General features: G+C 55.7%; 12 protein-coding genes and 3 pseudogenes. 2 read left to right on the top strand and 13 right to left on the bottom strand.

Annotated features, from left to right (window positions below; all coding sequences use genetic code 11):
- Nucleotide 1 precedes the first annotated feature (1 nt).
- Both P3T22_RS24850 and P3T22_RS24845 read left to right on the top strand, forming a co-directional pair.
- Nucleotides 2–1,207 carry a glycosyltransferase gene (locus P3T22_RS24850; protein WP_429326448.1) on the top strand — a complete coding sequence of 402 codons (1,206 nt, stop codon included), beginning with the start codon at nucleotides 2–4 and terminating at the stop codon, nucleotides 1,205–1,207.
- Nucleotides 1,208–1,356: 149 nt separating this feature from the next.
- Nucleotides 1,357–2,366, top strand: a pseudogene (locus tag P3T22_RS24845) (IS30 family transposase).
- A 632-nt stretch (nucleotides 2,367–2,998) separates the two neighbouring features.
- Here P3T22_RS24845 and P3T22_RS24840 read toward each other — a convergent pair.
- The 13 genes and pseudogenes from P3T22_RS24840 to P3T22_RS24780 all read right to left on the bottom strand — a co-directional run.
- Nucleotides 2,999–3,229 (bottom strand): annotated as a pseudogene (locus P3T22_RS24840) (transposase); the annotation flags it as partial.
- Nucleotides 3,230–3,541: 312 nt separating this feature from the next.
- Nucleotides 3,542–4,963 (bottom strand): glycosyltransferase WbuB, encoded by a 1,422-nt coding sequence (locus tag P3T22_RS24835; protein ID WP_429326447.1) that lies wholly within the window; start codon nucleotides 4,961–4,963, stop codon nucleotides 3,542–3,544.
- Nucleotides 4,964–5,171: 208 nt separating this feature from the next.
- Nucleotides 5,172–5,721, bottom strand: a pseudogene (locus P3T22_RS24830) (IS3-like element ISAzo10 family transposase); the annotation flags it as partial.
- 528 nt (nucleotides 5,722–6,249) lie between these two features.
- On the bottom strand, nucleotides 6,250–6,897 hold the full coding sequence (locus P3T22_RS24825) for a putative colanic acid biosynthesis acetyltransferase (RefSeq protein ID WP_429326446.1): 648 nt from the start codon (nucleotides 6,895–6,897) through the stop codon (nucleotides 6,250–6,252).
- Nucleotides 6,897–7,496 (bottom strand): glycosyltransferase family 2 protein, encoded by a 600-nt coding sequence (locus P3T22_RS24820; protein ID WP_429326445.1) that lies wholly within the window; start codon nucleotides 7,494–7,496, stop codon nucleotides 6,897–6,899. Before P3T22_RS24820 ends, P3T22_RS24825 begins: the two co-directional genes overlap by 1 nt.
- Nucleotides 7,497–7,625: 129 nt before the next feature.
- Complete coding sequence (locus P3T22_RS24815) at nucleotides 7,626–8,309, bottom strand: acyltransferase (protein ID WP_429326444.1); 684 nt, start codon at nucleotides 8,307–8,309, stop codon at nucleotides 7,626–7,628.
- On the bottom strand, nucleotides 8,299–9,417 hold the full coding sequence (locus P3T22_RS24810; RefSeq protein ID WP_429326443.1) for a glycosyltransferase family 4 protein: 1,119 nt from the start codon (nucleotides 9,415–9,417) through the stop codon (nucleotides 8,299–8,301). Before P3T22_RS24810 ends, P3T22_RS24815 begins: the two co-directional genes overlap by 11 nt.
- A complete protein-coding gene (locus P3T22_RS24805) occupies nucleotides 9,418–10,767 on the bottom strand; it encodes a hypothetical protein (protein ID WP_429326442.1) in 1,350 nt (449 codons plus the stop codon).
- Nucleotides 10,768–10,770: 3 nt separating this feature from the next.
- Nucleotides 10,771–11,952: a glycosyltransferase family 4 protein gene (locus P3T22_RS24800; RefSeq protein WP_429326441.1), complete on the bottom strand. Its 1,182-nt coding sequence runs from the start codon at nucleotides 11,950–11,952 to the stop codon at nucleotides 10,771–10,773.
- A gap of 2 nt (nucleotides 11,953–11,954) precedes the next feature.
- Nucleotides 11,955–12,596 carry an acyltransferase gene (locus P3T22_RS24795; protein ID WP_429326475.1) on the bottom strand — a complete coding sequence of 214 codons (642 nt, stop codon included), beginning with the start codon at nucleotides 12,594–12,596 and terminating at the stop codon, nucleotides 11,955–11,957.
- Entirely contained in the window at nucleotides 12,596–13,354 is a 759-nt protein-coding gene (locus tag P3T22_RS24790; protein WP_429326440.1) for a hypothetical protein, read from the bottom strand. Before P3T22_RS24790 ends, P3T22_RS24795 begins: the two co-directional genes overlap by 1 nt.
- 665 nt (nucleotides 13,355–14,019) lie before the next feature.
- On the bottom strand, nucleotides 14,020–15,318 hold the full coding sequence (locus P3T22_RS24785; protein ID WP_429326439.1) for a hypothetical protein: 1,299 nt from the start codon (nucleotides 15,316–15,318) through the stop codon (nucleotides 14,020–14,022).
- Between the two features lie 4 nt (nucleotides 15,319–15,322).
- The gene (locus P3T22_RS24780; RefSeq protein WP_429326438.1) at nucleotides 15,323–16,198 is read right to left on the bottom strand and encodes a glycosyltransferase family 2 protein; all 876 of its coding nucleotides are present in this window, start codon (nucleotides 16,196–16,198) and stop codon (nucleotides 15,323–15,325) included.
- Nucleotides 16,199–16,200 lie beyond the last annotated feature (2 nt).

Below are 16,200 nucleotides of genomic sequence, written 5' to 3'. Positions count from 1 at the left end.
CATGGGATTCCGTATTCTTCATGCAATCCCGACGGTCAACCCGGTGGGCGGTGGCCCCATAGAGGGCCTTCGCCAACTGTCCCGTGAAAACAAGCGACTGGGACATTCTGTTGAGGTCGTGTCGCTCGACAACCCGGACGATCAATGGGTGTTGAACTGCGAATTGCCTTGCTACGCAGTCGGACCGTCGCTCGGAACGTATCGGTACTCACCGCGGTTGATACCGTGGCTGCGGGAGAATGCGCACCGATTTGACGCTGTGATAGTCAATGGAATTTGGACTTACATGTCATTTGGTGTTTGGCGAGCATTGAGAAACACCAAGACCCCCTATTTTGTATTTACGCACGGAATGCTCGATCCGCACTTCAAGCGCCAGTACCCATTAAAGCATTTAAAAAAATGGCTGTATTGGCCTTGGGCTGAGTATCGGGTTCTTCGTGATGCGACAGCCACGTTTTTCACATGTGAAGAAGAGAGGAGATTGGCTCGCCAGTCCTTTTGGCTGTACCACTGCGACGAGTACGTGGTGAACTACGGCACCGCGGGCGCCACGGGTGACGCTGAGGCGCAACGCGATCTCTTCCTCGAGAAACACCCGCACTTGCGGGGAAAGCGTTGTCTTCTTTTTCTGGGTCGCGTGCATGAAAAAAAGGGCAGCGACCTCACACTCAAAGCCTTGGCGCAATGTCTATCGGCGCTCCCTCTCCAACAGACGGCGAACGTGCACCTGATTATGGCTGGCCCGGATGACGGTGAGTACGCGCAAACGCTCAAGACTCTCTCCGCAAAATTGGGAATTGAGAACAGGATTACGTGGACCGGCATGCTGACGGGCGATTTGAAGTGGGGAGCCTTCCACGCATCTGACGCGTTTGTACTCAACTCTCATCAAGAGAATTTCGGAATTGCGGTAGTTGAGGCGCTATCCGCAGGACTTCCGACGCTAATTACCAATAAGGTAAATATCTGGCGAGAAATTCAGCAAGCGGGAGCAGGATTTGTCGACAGTGATGACGCCGCAGGCTCTATACGCTTGTTGCGTCGCTGGCTAGACGTGTTACCGGACGATTGGGCGGCGATGCGGAATCGCGCGCGCGAGTGCTTTCTTTCCCGCTTTCACATTTCGAAATCAGCGCAATCTTTTATGTGCGCAATGGAGATCTACGGCATGCGGCCCGAGCAAGATGCCGGCATAGGGGTTTAATCGCTAACGCAATGTGGGGTGAGCCAAAACTCTACGAATTAGCTGGTTTGGGGGGAACTCGGGGAAGCGGCGGTTTCAAAATACAAGTGCAACAGCCTCAGTTAGGATGCGTTGCATGGGAAAAATATACGAACATCTGAGCGCCGAAGATGGAGAACCGCAAATCAAACGAGATTGCGCTCGCTTTGCAGCGCTCACGCAGCACGATCAGTCGGGAGTTGAGGCACAATAACTGGAAGCCGAAGCACGAACGCAGCGCACTGGGCAGGCCCCCGGTTGCGGGTGGATACAATGCGACATCCGCTGGGCGCAGGGCTGCGCAGCTTCGCCATAAGCCGCGTCGCGAACGCAAGCTACAGCCTGAAGGAGCCCTGTGGGCTGAAGTGCGTCAGCATCTGGACGAGTGTCACTCTCCCGAACAGATTTCTGCTGAACTCAAACGTACCCATCCAGACGAACCCGACTTTAACGCCTCACATGAAACCATCTACAACGCCATCTACGCCATGCCGCGCGGAGAGTTCAGGCGCGAGCTGGTAGGCCTGTTAAGACAGGGGCGTAGCACGCGCAAGCCGCGTACGCGAGGCGAGGACCGAGGGGCAAGCTGGTCGATATGGCTAGCATCCATGTGCGACCTCCCGAGGCCAATGAGCGGCTGATTGCCGGGCATTGGGAAGGTGATCTGATCAAGGGTGCGGGCAACCGTTCGGCAGTGGGCACACTGATCGATCGCAGCACGCTGTTCGTGATGCTGGTGAAGATGGAAGATAGCACCGCTGAAGCCGCGCTGAAGGCGTACAGCGCGGCGTTTTCGCCGCTGGATCCGGAACTGCTGACGACGCTGACTTACGATCAGGGCAAGGAAATGGCGCTACACAAGAAGCTGGCCGAGACAACCGGCATCAAGGTGTATTTCTGTGACCCGCATAGCCCCTGGCAACGCGGTATCTGCGAGAACACCAATGGGTTGCTGCGCCAGTTCCTGCCTAAAGGCGCGGACCTGTCAAAGTTCACGCAGCGCGAGCTCGATGCCATCGCGCTGAACCTGAATCGGCGACCTCGCAAAACATTCGGCTGGCGCCGGCCCGGCGAGGTCTTCATTGATAACTGCGCCAGGCAGGGAATTGTTATCGACCCGGCTGTTGCACTTGGTATTTAAATCCGCCCTTGAAACTGTCTGGACAGGTGCGAAAGAATCCGCCACGATGCCCCTGTCACAACCGCTCGCAGGCCGAGGCTCACTCCATTGACATCCCATGAAAACGTCCACAACACACTTCACGCTCCTGATCGCCGTTGTCATGCTTGCCGCCGGCGCTGCTTCTGCTCAGACGACGCAAACACCTAGAAGCAGCGCCCGTCGACACATATCGAGGAATGCTGCATTACAGGCCAGCCGGCCGTCAATATCCAAAGCACCGCATAGCAACTACATGACTGCCTCCGAAGACCGGCTGTTGGGCGGGCCGCCGCTGTACGATGACGTTTACCTATCCCGACTCGGCGCACCAAACGATGACAAACCCTCCTTGACGGACAAGATGAGCGGCTACGCGCTAACACCGATGGAAAGCATGACGTCTCCGCGGCCGTTGTCAAAGTAGTTGTCGCCTCGACTCGACGGTTGAATTTCAGGCTGCTCTTCGTTCCTGGTGACGGGGTTGCGCAGCGATATCGTGATCGTCGACCCGATCGGGATTCAGATGCACGAGTGGCATCTGCTATGTGGACGACATCTGAACCCTTCGGGGGTGCGGTTCCGGTCTCCTTATAGGCGCACCAGGCCGCGGTTTTTGACAGAATCTCGCGCTCAAGCCTGAGCTGCCGGTTCTCGTGACGCAACCGTCTCAGTTCTTCACGCTCGGCCGTCGCCAGCCCGTCGAGACGCGTGCCCACGTCACGGCCGGTCTGCGCGGTCGGCTCGAACTCCTTCTCGAGTTCCTCGGGCGTTCTCCCGGCCTCGACCAGTTCCACCATCTGGGCCCGCAATTCCGCCGGGTATGGGGTGCGATGTTTCGCCATGGTGGCACCTTCTGTTCAAACGGATAGGTGTCCGCGAAACCGGGTCAAGTCCACTCTAGTGGTCACTTCGGCTGTACGGAAGACGCACACGGGCTTACAGCATCCACCGGCGCTCGAGACGGCCAAGGCCGTTGCCCTTGGGTCTGGCACTGCCGCGCTCCGGCTCACCGCAGCTCGCCCTCCCCCACCTTGTTTACCCTTGATCACCGAGCGCTAAAGATCGAAAGCTACACCGCTGCGCGGTTGCGTCGGTGACTGCGCAACAAGCCCAAACAGGCGTGGCATGGGTGGGAGCTATCCACTCTCGCACCTCTACGGCCACTTTGAACTCGTGCGACTGTCTGGAGAGCTTGGGCTTGTCGTGTGCGAAGCCGTGATGCCTAGCCCGGGAGCCGGACGCGGAAGATCTGCATGTTCGCGCCTCTCTAACCCCAACGTCGGCGACGAGGAATCGACATCGCGTTGGCGCTCGGAGGGCGAGGATGTCTGAGCTTCCATCGCTCGATTTTGCCGGCGTGCGCGTAAGCTCCTCAGTTTCGCTTCGAAGTGGCTGATCACGGCGTCACGGGACAACTGCGCCTCCGCAAATTCTCTGGCCGCCGCGCCGAGCCGTGCTCGCTCGCCCCCATCGGCCGCCAAAGCCACGATCGCTGTTGCAAGCGGTTGTACCTGCTCTGGCGGCACCACGACGCCGCGCGGCGAAACCACTTTGAAGAGCTCGGTACCGGCGTGCGCCATGGCCACGATCGCCCGTCCGCTTGCCAGCATACCCGTCAACTTCGACGGCATAACGAGATCGGCGACGCCCGAGCGTTGTGGCAAAACGTGAATATCTGCAAGATTCAGCAACTCGTTGAGTCGCTCGACTGGCTGCAACGGAATAAAGCGGCAATTTTCGAGGCCGGAACAACGTCGCACAAGATCCGCCTTCGACGGACCGTCACCGCAGAAAACGAAGACAATGTGCTTACGATCCGCAAGCTCAGCTGCAGCCAACGCTAATATTTCCAGGCCCTGCTTGGCGCCCATATTTCCTGAGTAGAGTACAACGGTCGCGCAGCGCGAGATATTTAGCTTATCCCGGTATTCGCTAAGACGGCTAAGCGGAAAGATCGCAGTCGTATCGACCCAGTTCGGGAAGTGGACGACTTTTGTCTCGTCAACGCCCTTGCGCACCGCGTGCTCACACATCTTCCCGGATATAGTTGATACAACATCAAAGCGCCGCATCAATAGGCGCTCAATCGCGAGCGCAGCGCGCTTCACACGACCACCCTTAAGCATGCCTAGATCAAAGGCAGCATCGACTTCGTAGTCTTGGATATGAAGCCACGCGCTTGCACCCGTGAGGCGCGCCATCAGCCAGCCCGTCGGTGCGTTGAGCAGACTGGGAGCGACACATATTATCGAGTCTGGTCGCCACAATAGGTGTCGCGCCAGTGCGGGCAAACTCGATACCGCGAAGCTGCCGAGGTGGAGAAGTCGCTTGAGTCCCTTCGGAGTTACCGGAACCCATACCGGCGCGCGCCAAATCCGAACGTCGTCTTTGACCTCGGTGCAGTAGCGCCTGCCTGAGAAATCAGCTGCGATCCGCCATTCCGGATAATAAGGTGGCGCGCACACGACGCGGACAGCATGGCCGGCGGTTGCCAGCGACTCGGCCATCTCGGCCGTGTACTTGCCGATACCTGTAAGCTCGGGTGCGTAGTTGATGCCGTAAATTAAAACTTTCATTCGTTCTCCATGCGCGTCAACAGTGGGTGAGGACGGATGCCGCGCACAATGCGGGCGGCATGTCTCCGAATACCGGGCTCGCGCGGCTATCACTCCATTTGATGCCGCTTCGCGCAGGACGCGGGGGGCATTCAGCTCCGCAATACAGCTTCATCATTACGACACCGTTCAGGATCTTGGTGAAAACGCGACCTACGTCATGTCCTTCTGCAACAAGGCAGCACAGGCGCAGCCGTGCGCCGGCCTTGTGCGCGGTGTGGATATCATAAGCCAGCGACTGGCGATCTTCGAGGCCGATCATTAATCCTCGCCCGTGCTGAAGCCGCGACTTTTTTTGATAGTGCCAGCAGCGCGGCCGTCTCAGCCAACGAACGGTCCTTACGCCGCAGCTCGCGCTCGAGTTCCTTGATGCGACGCCGGTCCTGCTGGGTCTGCTGCGGGCTGGCACGCGCCTCCTCGGGCTCGGCCAGCACCTGCGTGGCGCTTTGCCGCCAGGAAGCCGCTCGTGCGGGTACGCACCGTTGGCGCGGCACCGTGCGCTCCTGGCAGCCTCATCCATCGCAGCGGTCGTCAGCAGGGCGTCGAATCGGGCCGCCGCTGTCCAGGCCCGCTCGCGAGCGGGCCTGGACAGCGCTTCACTGCGCCAGCCCTCCAGCGTCCCCACTCCCACGCCAACCTCACGTGCAACCTCTTCCAAAGCCGCGCTCTCCGGCGGCAGCAAGCGCGCTGTCCTTGAATGCTTGTCCGTATTTTGCCAATTCGTTTTCCCATCACCGCCCCCGGTTCATCGATTGTATTGGAGCGACAAGTATTCTGACGCGGGGGGCCCGTCGAAGGGCAACCGACAGGCTTTCCAGTGCGCACAGCATTGGCTTGCCATGCGCGGCTTCAATGCGCTTCGCGATTTGTCCAAGCGTCATGGACTCCGTGCGCGCAACCTCCATCGCCGTGGCGAGCATTGCTTCGGACAACGCACGAGGACGCCGGTCGCCATGGCCGGACAGCAGACCACACAAGCATTGCTGCTCCCACAGGGGGGCCAGTTGTAGATCGACTGCGCGCTGACATCCAGCCCGGCGGCGGCCTCGGGAGCATTCAATTCATTGCCCAAGTAGCAGGAGTCCTGCGGTACGTGTGTGGATGTCTCGATGTCCATGATTCACGGATATTTGCTGCAAGGTATGCTTTTCTGCTTCGCTCAGCCTGAAGATGCATTTCATCGGACGGCGGTCGAGTTGGAATCGTGATTCAAACGCACCAACTTCCAAATCGTTTACCCGCAACACTTAAACGCTGCGGTTCTTTATCTGTGCTTCAGTCACCGAATCGAAACGGTTCCGGATAAAACGACATGGATTGCCGCCGTACACACCCTCTGGATCGAGTGAACGATGCACTACGGATAAAGGTGTCACCACGGTCGACCGGCCGATCGTCACACCCATCTGCACAACACATTTCGACGTGATCCAGACACCATCCTCGATGACGATCGGCGCCACGCGCAGATCCATCGTGGTGCTCATGTCGTGAGAGCCGGCGCTCAGGAACGTACCTTGGGAAATGCAGACGTGCGATCCGATGCGGATCAGCGCCTGGTTGTAGATCCAGACGTCGAAGCCGAACCAGCAGTTATCGCCCACTTCTAGGTTCCACGGCGACTTCACACGCAATGGATGCACGAAGCGGCAGCCCGTGCCGATCTTCGCGCCAAACAGGCGTAACAGCGCAACCCGGACCGACGAGAGCGGCAGCAGCTTGTTGTTGATCACGCAGGCTTCAACGACAAACCAGATGAACCCGATAAGGGCGCCGCGCTTCGCACGATAGTTTCCCTTTCCCGCCAGGCTCAGATCGATGACGCGGCCATCCTCGCGGGCGCCTTCGACGTCCGGCATACGCCCGATCTGCGGATCGTCGGCAACGTTACCCATCAGCCTTCTCCAGACCACAAACGGGATTCAACATACCGATGCATCATTTTTACATTAAGTTTGGAATACTTACTTATCGGGTGTGAAATTCCCTTGCTGAAGGGATAATGATTCAGAAAACCGGCAAGACGACCCACCTGGCCGTCGACGATTGCCACTGGGTTCACAACTCGATCGTAACGAATGTGCGCTGGCTTGAATAGCCTAACGTAGAACGGCGACACTTTGACATGTCTTAGCCACCGGCCACCAACGAAGTCTCGCCGCCTGATTTTAAAAGCAACCTCATTCGGCGCTCGCGCCGTTACGTTACGCACCGCCCGCGCCAGTTCGGGCGTAACCCGCTCATCGGCGTCGATATACAGCACCCATTCATTCTTGAACGGTATATTGGCTGGGCCCCAGTTTTGATCGCTCGCCCAGTTATCGAACTTGCGAGCAGTAACAGTCCCGCCAAAGTTTTCCGCTATTTGCACCGTGCGATCTCCGCTCAGCGAATCAACCAGGTGAACGTCATCGCACCATGCCACACTGCTAAGGCATCCTGGAAGATCTTTCTCTTCATCTTTCGTAAGAATAAGAACAGAAACGCCGCTCATCGTGTTACTCCAGGTTTTGTCAGTCGATGCCTTCCGCGCCGAACTTCCCCCACAGACCGCCCACGAATCAAATAGCCTATATACAATGACAACCCGTTTTGGGCGTTGTGAACCTTATTCCAAATTTTATCAATCAACAAAACCAACGCCCCTCTGAAAATATGCCAAATCCTCAGGTAACTCCTTTACCGGTCGCGCGGGAGCACCGGCGTAAAGCATATAGTCCTGATAAAAATCCTTGTTCAACACGGCGCCAGCACCCAGCACTGAGTAATCTGGGAGCTTGCCGCCACCTAAAATGATACAACCCGTGCCCAAAAAGCAATATGAACCGATCTCAATTGGATGCGACTGCTGTCGACTCAAAGCTAGTTCAATGCTATGCGTTAAAATTTGCGAACGAAACCCAGCAAATGTGGTAAATTGGCCGATTTCCACCAGCGCAGTGCAATCAATTATATGTCGATTTGTGATCGCCGAATGATCGCCAAGCACGAGACTTGGATCCCTATTGCCTTCTTTGGAAAAGTGCCGATAGTTTGTGCGCGGAAACGCCGATATCCAGTTACCTCGCCCAATACTCGCATAACGTCCTAGAACGAGACGAGACAACCCCTTGACGACAGTGAAATGCCCGATCCGCGCGCCAACCGCCAAGTCGACACGCTCGGCACAAATTAACGAGAACCCAATACGAGCATTTTGTGCAATACCGAATCGCAAGCACTTTCTAAGAATAAAGCTCCTCACGCGCCACGGTAACAAAACGCATAAAATCTGAATGCTTAAAGATAAAAACAGTTTAAATTTCATAGCACCAAACCGAAAGGAGTTTTCTTATCATGGTGTCGACTGTGAATCGGCTCGAATTCTGATAGCCCCCGCTCCTAAGTTGCACCAAGTCTGAGTGCTCAACAAGTGCCGCGGCTTTCACTGCGTCGGCGGGATCAAAATAGCAAGCAGCGTCTCCGCCTACCTCGGGCATTGGCGCGACATTGGAGGCAAAAACGGGGCAGCCACAAGCCTGGGCTTCGATCACCGGCCACCCAAACCCCTCATTGAGTGATGGAAAAATTAACGCCGTTGCACCGGAATATAAAGCTTGTAGATGTTCGTGGTCCACATTGGGAAGAACGTGGATATGCCCCTCCATCCCGTCGTACGAGATGATCTCACGCATCGCTTCGTTTGGTGGGGGGCCGACAAATACTAGATGCGAATGAGTAAATCGCCCACGCCGCCGCAACTCCGCAAAGATGCGAACCACAGCGATCCGGTTCTTTCTTGGAAGATCAGAGCCAACGTGAAGAAAATATCCATCCCTTACGAGAGTCATCAGACCAGCCTTTGCAAGAATACGCTGCCAACTCCCATTGCGGGCGAAGGAACTGTGTAGCCCATTATGAACGACAACTGAGCGGCCTGCGGTTTCGGGACACAACCGCTGCAAATCACGGCGCGTCAGATCAGACGCACAAATGATGCGGTCCACCTTCTTGATACCACGCAAAATTAAGGTCTGGAAAATTCTTCCTGTCAACCCGACTCGCCAACCGGGAATTAGACCACGTGCGGCTTGAATGGCGATCACGTCATGGCAGGTGACACTGTGACGGGCACCCCGAATCCATGGAATATACATTCCATTGGAATGATCGCAAATATGCACCCAGTCAAAACGCTTGGCCATGTGGCGAAGTCGTATGGGAAATATAACGAACTTATCTACATAAGCAATCCATTTTCTCACTCCAACAGGTTTCGCGCCAACGGATAATAATATTGATTTTGGCGCAGTAAATTCGACTTCAACCCCAAGCTCACGAAGACCGCGGAGAAGCATCTGCGCATAGGCTTGCATACTCTTTTGCTGATCCAAAGCATAATTTCCGACCAGCAGCACCCTTTTAGTAGTACTCATTTAGTGCGCTCCTAGTTGCCTCTTCGGTGCGGTTCGGAATAGGGTATCACTACCCCGCGAACAAGCAAGTGCAAATGCCAATAAGATGTACGCAAACGCGTGCGCGCTAATTTGTCCGCTAATGGGCATCGCAGTCATCGCGTAGCCTGTTGAGATCCACAATAGAACTGGAAGTGGGTCGCCAGTGGCCCTTGTCTGCTTCCAGCATCTTCGTAAGCCAATGACGACGATCATAACCTTCAGAACCAGCCAAATCAGCCCGACGATGCCCATTTCCAATAACACACGTGCAGGCTCAGATTCAGCGAGCGCAAATGTTGTCCGGTCTCCTGTCCGAACAACTGCACCTGCATTGGTCCCAGCCCCAAGTCCGTGGCCAAGCAGCGTGATTTGATCACGGACTTCGGGCTCCCCAGCAAAGATGGTGAACACTCTAGCACCGACATCTTCCGAATCAGACGCCAAAGCAAATCGCTCTTGTGTCGCAACAACAGCATCGTTAAAGATTAGGCCAATTACAGCAATGGCAATCAAAGCCATGCCAGCCTGAAGCAGAGCGCCACCTAACCGACGCCCTGACTTCGCAATCGTCAAGGACGTCAAAATCTTTATAGATAAGAGTATGGGGAAAAATATGATTGCAGCTCTTGACCCGCAGACAGCTGTCGACGCGATAAGGCCAAGCATGCAGATTGTTTCAATGCGTCCCTTCCTCCACAATGACCGCCCTGCCCACGTTTGAGACAGCACAAACGGATTCACCAGCGCCAAAAAACATGTGAAACCGAGAGTGAAGGAAAATGTCCCGGTTGTACGCACAATGTCGCCCGCCACCCGAAAAATCCGATCCTCCTCCGTGTCAGGTTGCACGTTCAGGATGCTTGACGGCGGCAGGAAGTGCTGCGCTATCACCAACGGCGCCAGGCATATGCTGGTAACGAGGAGAAGCCGAATAGCAACCACGATCTCTCTGCTTGAGAGCGAACATGCCGCTGCCAGCGCAAACCAAAGATAGAGCAACCAGAAACGAAGCCCAAGCACAAAAAGTAATAAGGGGCCTTCCAATACAATAAGCTGCAACATCCCCCAGATCACTACGCAGCATGACCAAGCGAGAAGCGCCTGAGTAACTGCTTTCATACAGCGAAAGCGACCGGAAAGCCAAGTACGCAACACAAGTATGAGGGCAGCGACATCCCGCAGCAGCAGGAGCGGATTGGTAAATGCAGGCGATCCCCATTTACGAAACGCTCCTTCAAAAATCGCTACAAGCATCACCAAGATAAACAGTTTGGCGTTTATGCCGAGGCCCTGCCTGCCTTGGGAAGCCGCGAAAGTGTATGAAATCACAACCTACTCCAGGATATTTGCAACCAAACGCCCTACGCGCAAGCGATAGGCGGGCCATGAGAAATGTTGCGCAGCAATCAGTGCGTGACCGGATGCTGTCACAAGTTTATAAGGATTCTTGATTTTATCGAGCACGCATCGAAAGATCGCTTCCGCAGTTGGCTCAATAACCCACCCGCTCCCTGGAAATTGATCGATGATCTCGCTTGCACCGGTCATCGTTGAGACAATCGCCGGCGTTCCCGTGGCCATAGCTTCTGCGACGACCATTCCAAAGGCATCAAAGCGCGACGGAAGAAGTAGGCAGTCCGCTGCGGCAAAGTGTCCATATAGCTCCGCCTGTGCGACCGCAGGTCGATAGATCACATTCGGCGTATCTCTCGCGACCTGGATCCAGGACGGGTGTTCGCTGCCACCCACGATCGCCAGTTCAACATCATGCCCCTGATTGTGTAGCTGTCGGAACGCCGCAAGGATGAGGTCGATGGATTTACGTTCGCTGATAGTCCCCGCGAACATGAAGCGGGCACGTCCCGGCGAACGCTCACCGCGTTCAAAACTCGGCGGTAGTTCGGCACCAAGAAGAAGAGGGAAAATCTTTTCGGCGGGCGTGCCTGCACGCACGTAGGACTCCTTTGCCAAGTTCGAACAGGTAAATATCGCGTCTGCCAACTTAACCTCTTCATCCTTGCGGCGATTGATCTCCGTGAGGTAACCGTTTGACGGAAGGGCAATGAGTTTCGCCGCCTCGGCGTGATGGAGCGATGGCGCATCGAGTATGCATTTGGCACCGATCGCTCGTGCCGCCAAGAAGGTCTGATAGGCCGAATTCTCGAACGCCACGACGGCACGAGGGCGCAGCAGCGCAACGCGTCGCGCGGTCCACCGGTCGAACCAGTGAAACACGCGGTGCGAGAAGTCATGTCGCACTGCTGGCGACTGCATAAGCGCACCTGACCTGAGAAGCGCTTGCCACGCGACGGGATGGCGCCGTAGCGCTGCCGGTATCTCCGCCACCTTGACTTTTGCGCGCAGGCGTGTCGGTAAGCCGAACAGCACCGACTCACCACTCGCCCGCACGGGGACACCAGACCAAAATGCTGCTAACAAACCTACCTCGTGCAGGGCCCACGCGAGTTGATGGGCGTGCTGGAGGCCCGGGTGCACCACGACTACGGAGTTCATATTTAATGATCGTTGTGAGCCGCTTCGGTTAGATGCGGCTCAGGTATGAAATCCGGACCAACCCAGGCCTCAAACGGCGCTGTAAATAGTACGGGCGAATAGGCAAGTCCTTCCCAACGACGCGAACGAATGAGTTGCGCAGGGTTGCCTCCCACAACGCCTCCTGCTGGAACGTCACGGCTCACCACAGCCCCGGCCCCAACCACAGCTGCACGACCAAGGCGAACGCCCGGCAAGATGATTGCCCCGGTCGCGATCCAAACGTAGTCTCCAATGGTGATTGGCGCCCGCTTATGACGCCACAACGGATCATCTACGTCGTGAGACGCGGTTAGTATTAGTACGCCGTCGTTGATGACAACCCGCCGGCCGATGCGCACCTCGTCATGCAGCGCAATCGTACAGCGCCCCAAGGCACATTCGTCTCCGATACTCAGGCGTGAACCTCGTCCCGATATCCGAGCCTTTCCTAACGCAGTCAGACGGCCTACCGATATGCCACGAAGCCTCCATAGGCAAGGTTTGCCCAAGACATAAATAAGGTCAACCGAACGCAGGGTTCGCTTAGCCCACACTTTAAGCCATCGCCGGGCGCAGCGCGGGCGCTCACGGTGCTCGAACAGATATCGCAGTGAACCGGGCATCATGGCAATAAATCAATTAGTTTTGCAGAAAGTCGGCGACTCGGCTCGTAGTCGAGAGAGGCACTGGCCGCAACGGTTCGACCGAGACGATCCAACTCCCCTTCAGAGGAGCGGAACTTCAGCTTTGGAAGGAAATGAATATCGGGCATGGGGTACCCGGTAGGATCGGAGTATTTTCCTGGATCATCAAAAATTGAAACTGGAGCAACCCCATGCGCGACGTACGCGGCGAAAACGCCAGATTTGGAAGCAAGACCCCACGGTGTATTGAACAACCCGAATTTTGTGCTGGCGAGAAGCAGAGAAATATCATGGGCAGGAAGCGACCCGCAGGCACGAAAGGCGGAGACCCCGTACTCACTCGCGAGTGTGCTTGTGCGATCGGTGGGAGCGCCGACATCGATCACCTGTCCGATCGTGCCAGTTCGAAGGTGCATACAGAGCATGTCCGAAGCGGCTGCGTAAATCGCATCTCGCGTCCTCCCTGAACCGAATACGACCACCGAAGTGGACTTACTATCCCAAACGGGACACGCCTCCGGCTCGCCGACATTTGAGAAAACGGGAGAATAAATTGCGCGTTCACCGAGTTGAGTCTTTCCCCAGCGATACGCCCATTCCGTGTTGAAGAACCCATAATCAGCCAGAGATGCACTTTCTTGGCAGATCTTTTTTTGGAGGGGCGCAAGCCAGAACGCGGACGAATTGATCGGTGCGGTAGTAACCCACAATTCATGAAAATAAATAACCAGACGCACACCGCCTCTCTTCGCCGAGCGAAGAAACACAGGGAACCAGGTGGGAATTCCGCGACTGGCATACCCATATATTGAAAATTGCACGAACCACGTTTCGCCGGCGTGAATCGGGACGGACTGTGCTTCTATCCTTGTCGGTGCCGAATGCTGATACACAAGCACGCCCTCGCTCTCAAGCTGCCGACGAAGAATCGCCGAGTGGTCTGAAACGCCACATGCGTCCGTCCTGATACGCGGTTGAATGATTCGTACAACGCTCATAGCTACCTCGAGTTCGACTGAATTACGGCCAGAAGCACGGCCCGATCCGGCACGCATTCTTGGACCGTAGGCCGACCTGATCACAACTTTCCGCACCGCTGCCTCGCCTGCGTCTCACAACTCCAATGTGGATTCTCCGTACCCACCGCGTATCTTCAACATTCGGCGCGGGCAACGCGAACGAGCGAAACGTCATCGGCCAGCCATCAGTAGATACGTGACAGTGTCGCGAGCTTCACGCCAGACCTTCAAGGCGCCATATCGGCGCTGAAGTCATACCACCTTGCGAGATTCTTGAAGACAAACGCCCCACGATACTAATGTGCCTAAACCGCGCGGCAAGGGCAGCCACGGTCAAAACGTCCGTCTGCAAACATTTACATAGGATCACGAATGAAAATAGATTACAGTACATGCAATTGGTTCTTCATATCGTATACAGGTGTTATCGCCAGATATCGAGCAAGCAAAGCGTACTGGAAGAAAAAGTAACAAAGGGCTGTGACGACGGCAAATCCGAGAGCGTGTCTCGTGTCGCCGACCCCCATTGTTACCACGTACACAAGCTGAATAACTAAGATCACGGGGATAACTAAAGTTTGGCTGGAGGCCTGCCCGCGAGAGCTTAGCGTGGTGAACGCAAATCCAGATCCGTTCATAAGGACCGCCGAGAGCACAGCCAGCCAAACCAAACTTTTTTGTGCGACATACTTTGATCCTAGCAATAGAATCCAGTAGCTCTGGAACATTACGGCTGACAGCACCACTAGTGCCATGCAACCGAGATATAGGGAATGCGCTCTTAGTATTTGTAGTCGAAGTGGCTTTCCAGAGGGGCTTCGGGCTATATTTGGGAACAAAAGCATCGCTGTTACTCGATCGACGACCAAGAGAATCATTGACAGCCTCGACAAAGCCCCAACCTCGGCAACCGTCCCGCTGTGACCAAAAGTAGTGGCCATTGCCACTGTAATAATTCCCTGAAACTGATAAAAAATCGCGGGCAGCAAGAGCGGAACTAAGATTGCTTTTGTCTTCTGCGTCAGTTCAGCGCGAGCCTCTTCACTGATTTGTACCCGACCGAACCCGTTCACAGTGGCATCGCGCCAATAAATCGCGACGATGGCAAACGTAGCAATGGCGGATGCAGCAAGAACGACCGGCAGCTGAAACTGAGGCGGGATCCAATATACGATCGCGCCGATTGCGCCTAAACGAATTAAATTGCCGAGTGTATTAGCACGGCTCAATTCCCGGACCCTCCGCAGTATGACTAGAATCTGCGTAAGAACGTGAGCCCGTAGCGTGACCAGCACCGACATTGCGGCCAACACCGATGCCACAACGTAGCCACTATTCCACCACGCATGTGTCACGCTCACGTACATCCAGTACGGCAAGATAACAATGGCGGCAACAGTTAGAAGTCGCACTCGTAGCGAATACAGATGCCGTGCGACGACCAGTATCCAACCGCCCTCTCCATTGCGAGTTCCAACCATCGGCAAATAGCAGTGGTTCACGCCGATGTCGCTAAGGCCCGTCCATAGAGTGGTGCAAGCGATCAGAAACGTGTATTGAGCGTACTGGTCTTTGGGCATAACGTTGACAATCAGGAGCCCAGAAGCCCCAGCGACACCCACTCCAATAAATTCGGAGATACTGGCGAAAGCCAACGTCTTTAGAGTCCCAAACGAAATCATGTCCTCAGCCCTTCTTGGGAAAACTGGGTCTGCTCAGGATGGTCTTCGCCACCATTCTGACGTTCAGACCACTGACCCCGCGTTTGGAACGGACCGCAGTCGACAGCATCCGACAACACGCGACCCACGATGCGATGCGTTGGTGCCTCTCTAAGGCCGCCTCGAGTTCGTTGTAGTAGCCCAGCGCCTCATAGTGGTAAGCCAGCCGGCGGGCCTCCCGGGTCGAAGAAATGCACTGAGGCAAGGGTGACAATTGCCGCAAGCGCGCAGCAACCCGATGGTGCACCCCCGCCAAATAGTCGTTCTGCACACCCGGCCGATTCCGGTCCGTCATGCTGCTGTTATGTTTACGGTAGTAGCCGAGCGGCTGCGACAGGCGCACGCCGTAGCCGGCACGGAGGATGATTTGGAATGAGACTTCGTTCTCGATTGGTAATAAGTCTAACGCGGCAATTCTATTGACACATATGGTTGACGTGTTTCCGCCATGACACGGTCCGTCAATCAGGTGGTCGTCCGCATCCACCCACCATTGCCAGTGGTCAATGTACAGCATACCTTTGCGTATTTCAGGGAGTAGTGTGGCCAGTTTGTCTGGAGCGAAATAGTCGTCCGCATCCAGCAGACAGATGTAGTCTCCCGACGCATAACGAATCGCTTTAGTCAAAGACGCACCAAACCCTTCATTCGCCGATCTGTGCACACGGATGCCCGTACCATACCGAGCGCACACGTCGGGCGTCTCGTCCGTCGAGCCATCGTCAATCACCAGAATCTCGAGCTCAGCGTCGCTTACATTATGCTGAGCGAGTGCACTTTCGATCGCTCGCGACAGAAAGCGGCCGTAGTTGTAGCAAAGTATTGCGATTGAGATCTTCACTT

This window comes from Paraburkholderia sp. GAS348, from assembly GCF_050434205.1.
In the GTDB taxonomy this organism is placed as follows: Bacteria; Pseudomonadota; Gammaproteobacteria; order Burkholderiales; family Burkholderiaceae; genus Paraburkholderia.
This window is presented reverse-complemented; position numbering and strand designations above follow the sequence as displayed.

What these genes read in the sequence shown, in the direction of transcription:
- P3T22_RS24800 (WP_429326441.1), bottom strand. Translation starts at nt 11,952, where the DNA reads ATGAACTCCGTAGTCGTGGTGCACCCGGGCCTCCAGCACGCCCATCAA.
- P3T22_RS24850 (WP_429326448.1), top strand. Translation starts at nt 2, where the DNA reads ATGGGATTCCGTATTCTTCATGCAATCCCGACGGTCAACCCGGTGGGC.
- P3T22_RS24825 (WP_429326446.1), bottom strand. Translation starts at nt 6,897, where the DNA reads ATGGGTAACGTTGCCGACGATCCGCAGATCGGGCGTATGCCGGACGTC.
- P3T22_RS24820 (WP_429326445.1), bottom strand. Translation starts at nt 7,496, where the DNA reads ATGAGCGGCGTTTCTGTTCTTATTCTTACGAAAGATGAAGAGAAAGAT.
- P3T22_RS24785 (WP_429326439.1), bottom strand. Translation starts at nt 15,318, where the DNA reads ATGATTTCGTTTGGGACTCTAAAGACGTTGGCTTTCGCCAGTATCTCC.
- P3T22_RS24795 (WP_429326475.1), bottom strand. Translation starts at nt 12,596, where the DNA reads ATGCCCGGTTCACTGCGATATCTGTTCGAGCACCGTGAGCGCCCGCGC.
- P3T22_RS24835 (WP_429326447.1), bottom strand. Translation starts at nt 4,963, where the DNA reads ATGAAAGTTTTAATTTACGGCATCAACTACGCACCCGAGCTTACAGGT.
- P3T22_RS24810 (WP_429326443.1), bottom strand. Translation starts at nt 9,417, where the DNA reads ATGAGTACTACTAAAAGGGTGCTGCTGGTCGGAAATTATGCTTTGGAT.
- P3T22_RS24815 (WP_429326444.1), bottom strand. Translation starts at nt 8,309, where the DNA reads ATGAAATTTAAACTGTTTTTATCTTTAAGCATTCAGATTTTATGCGTT.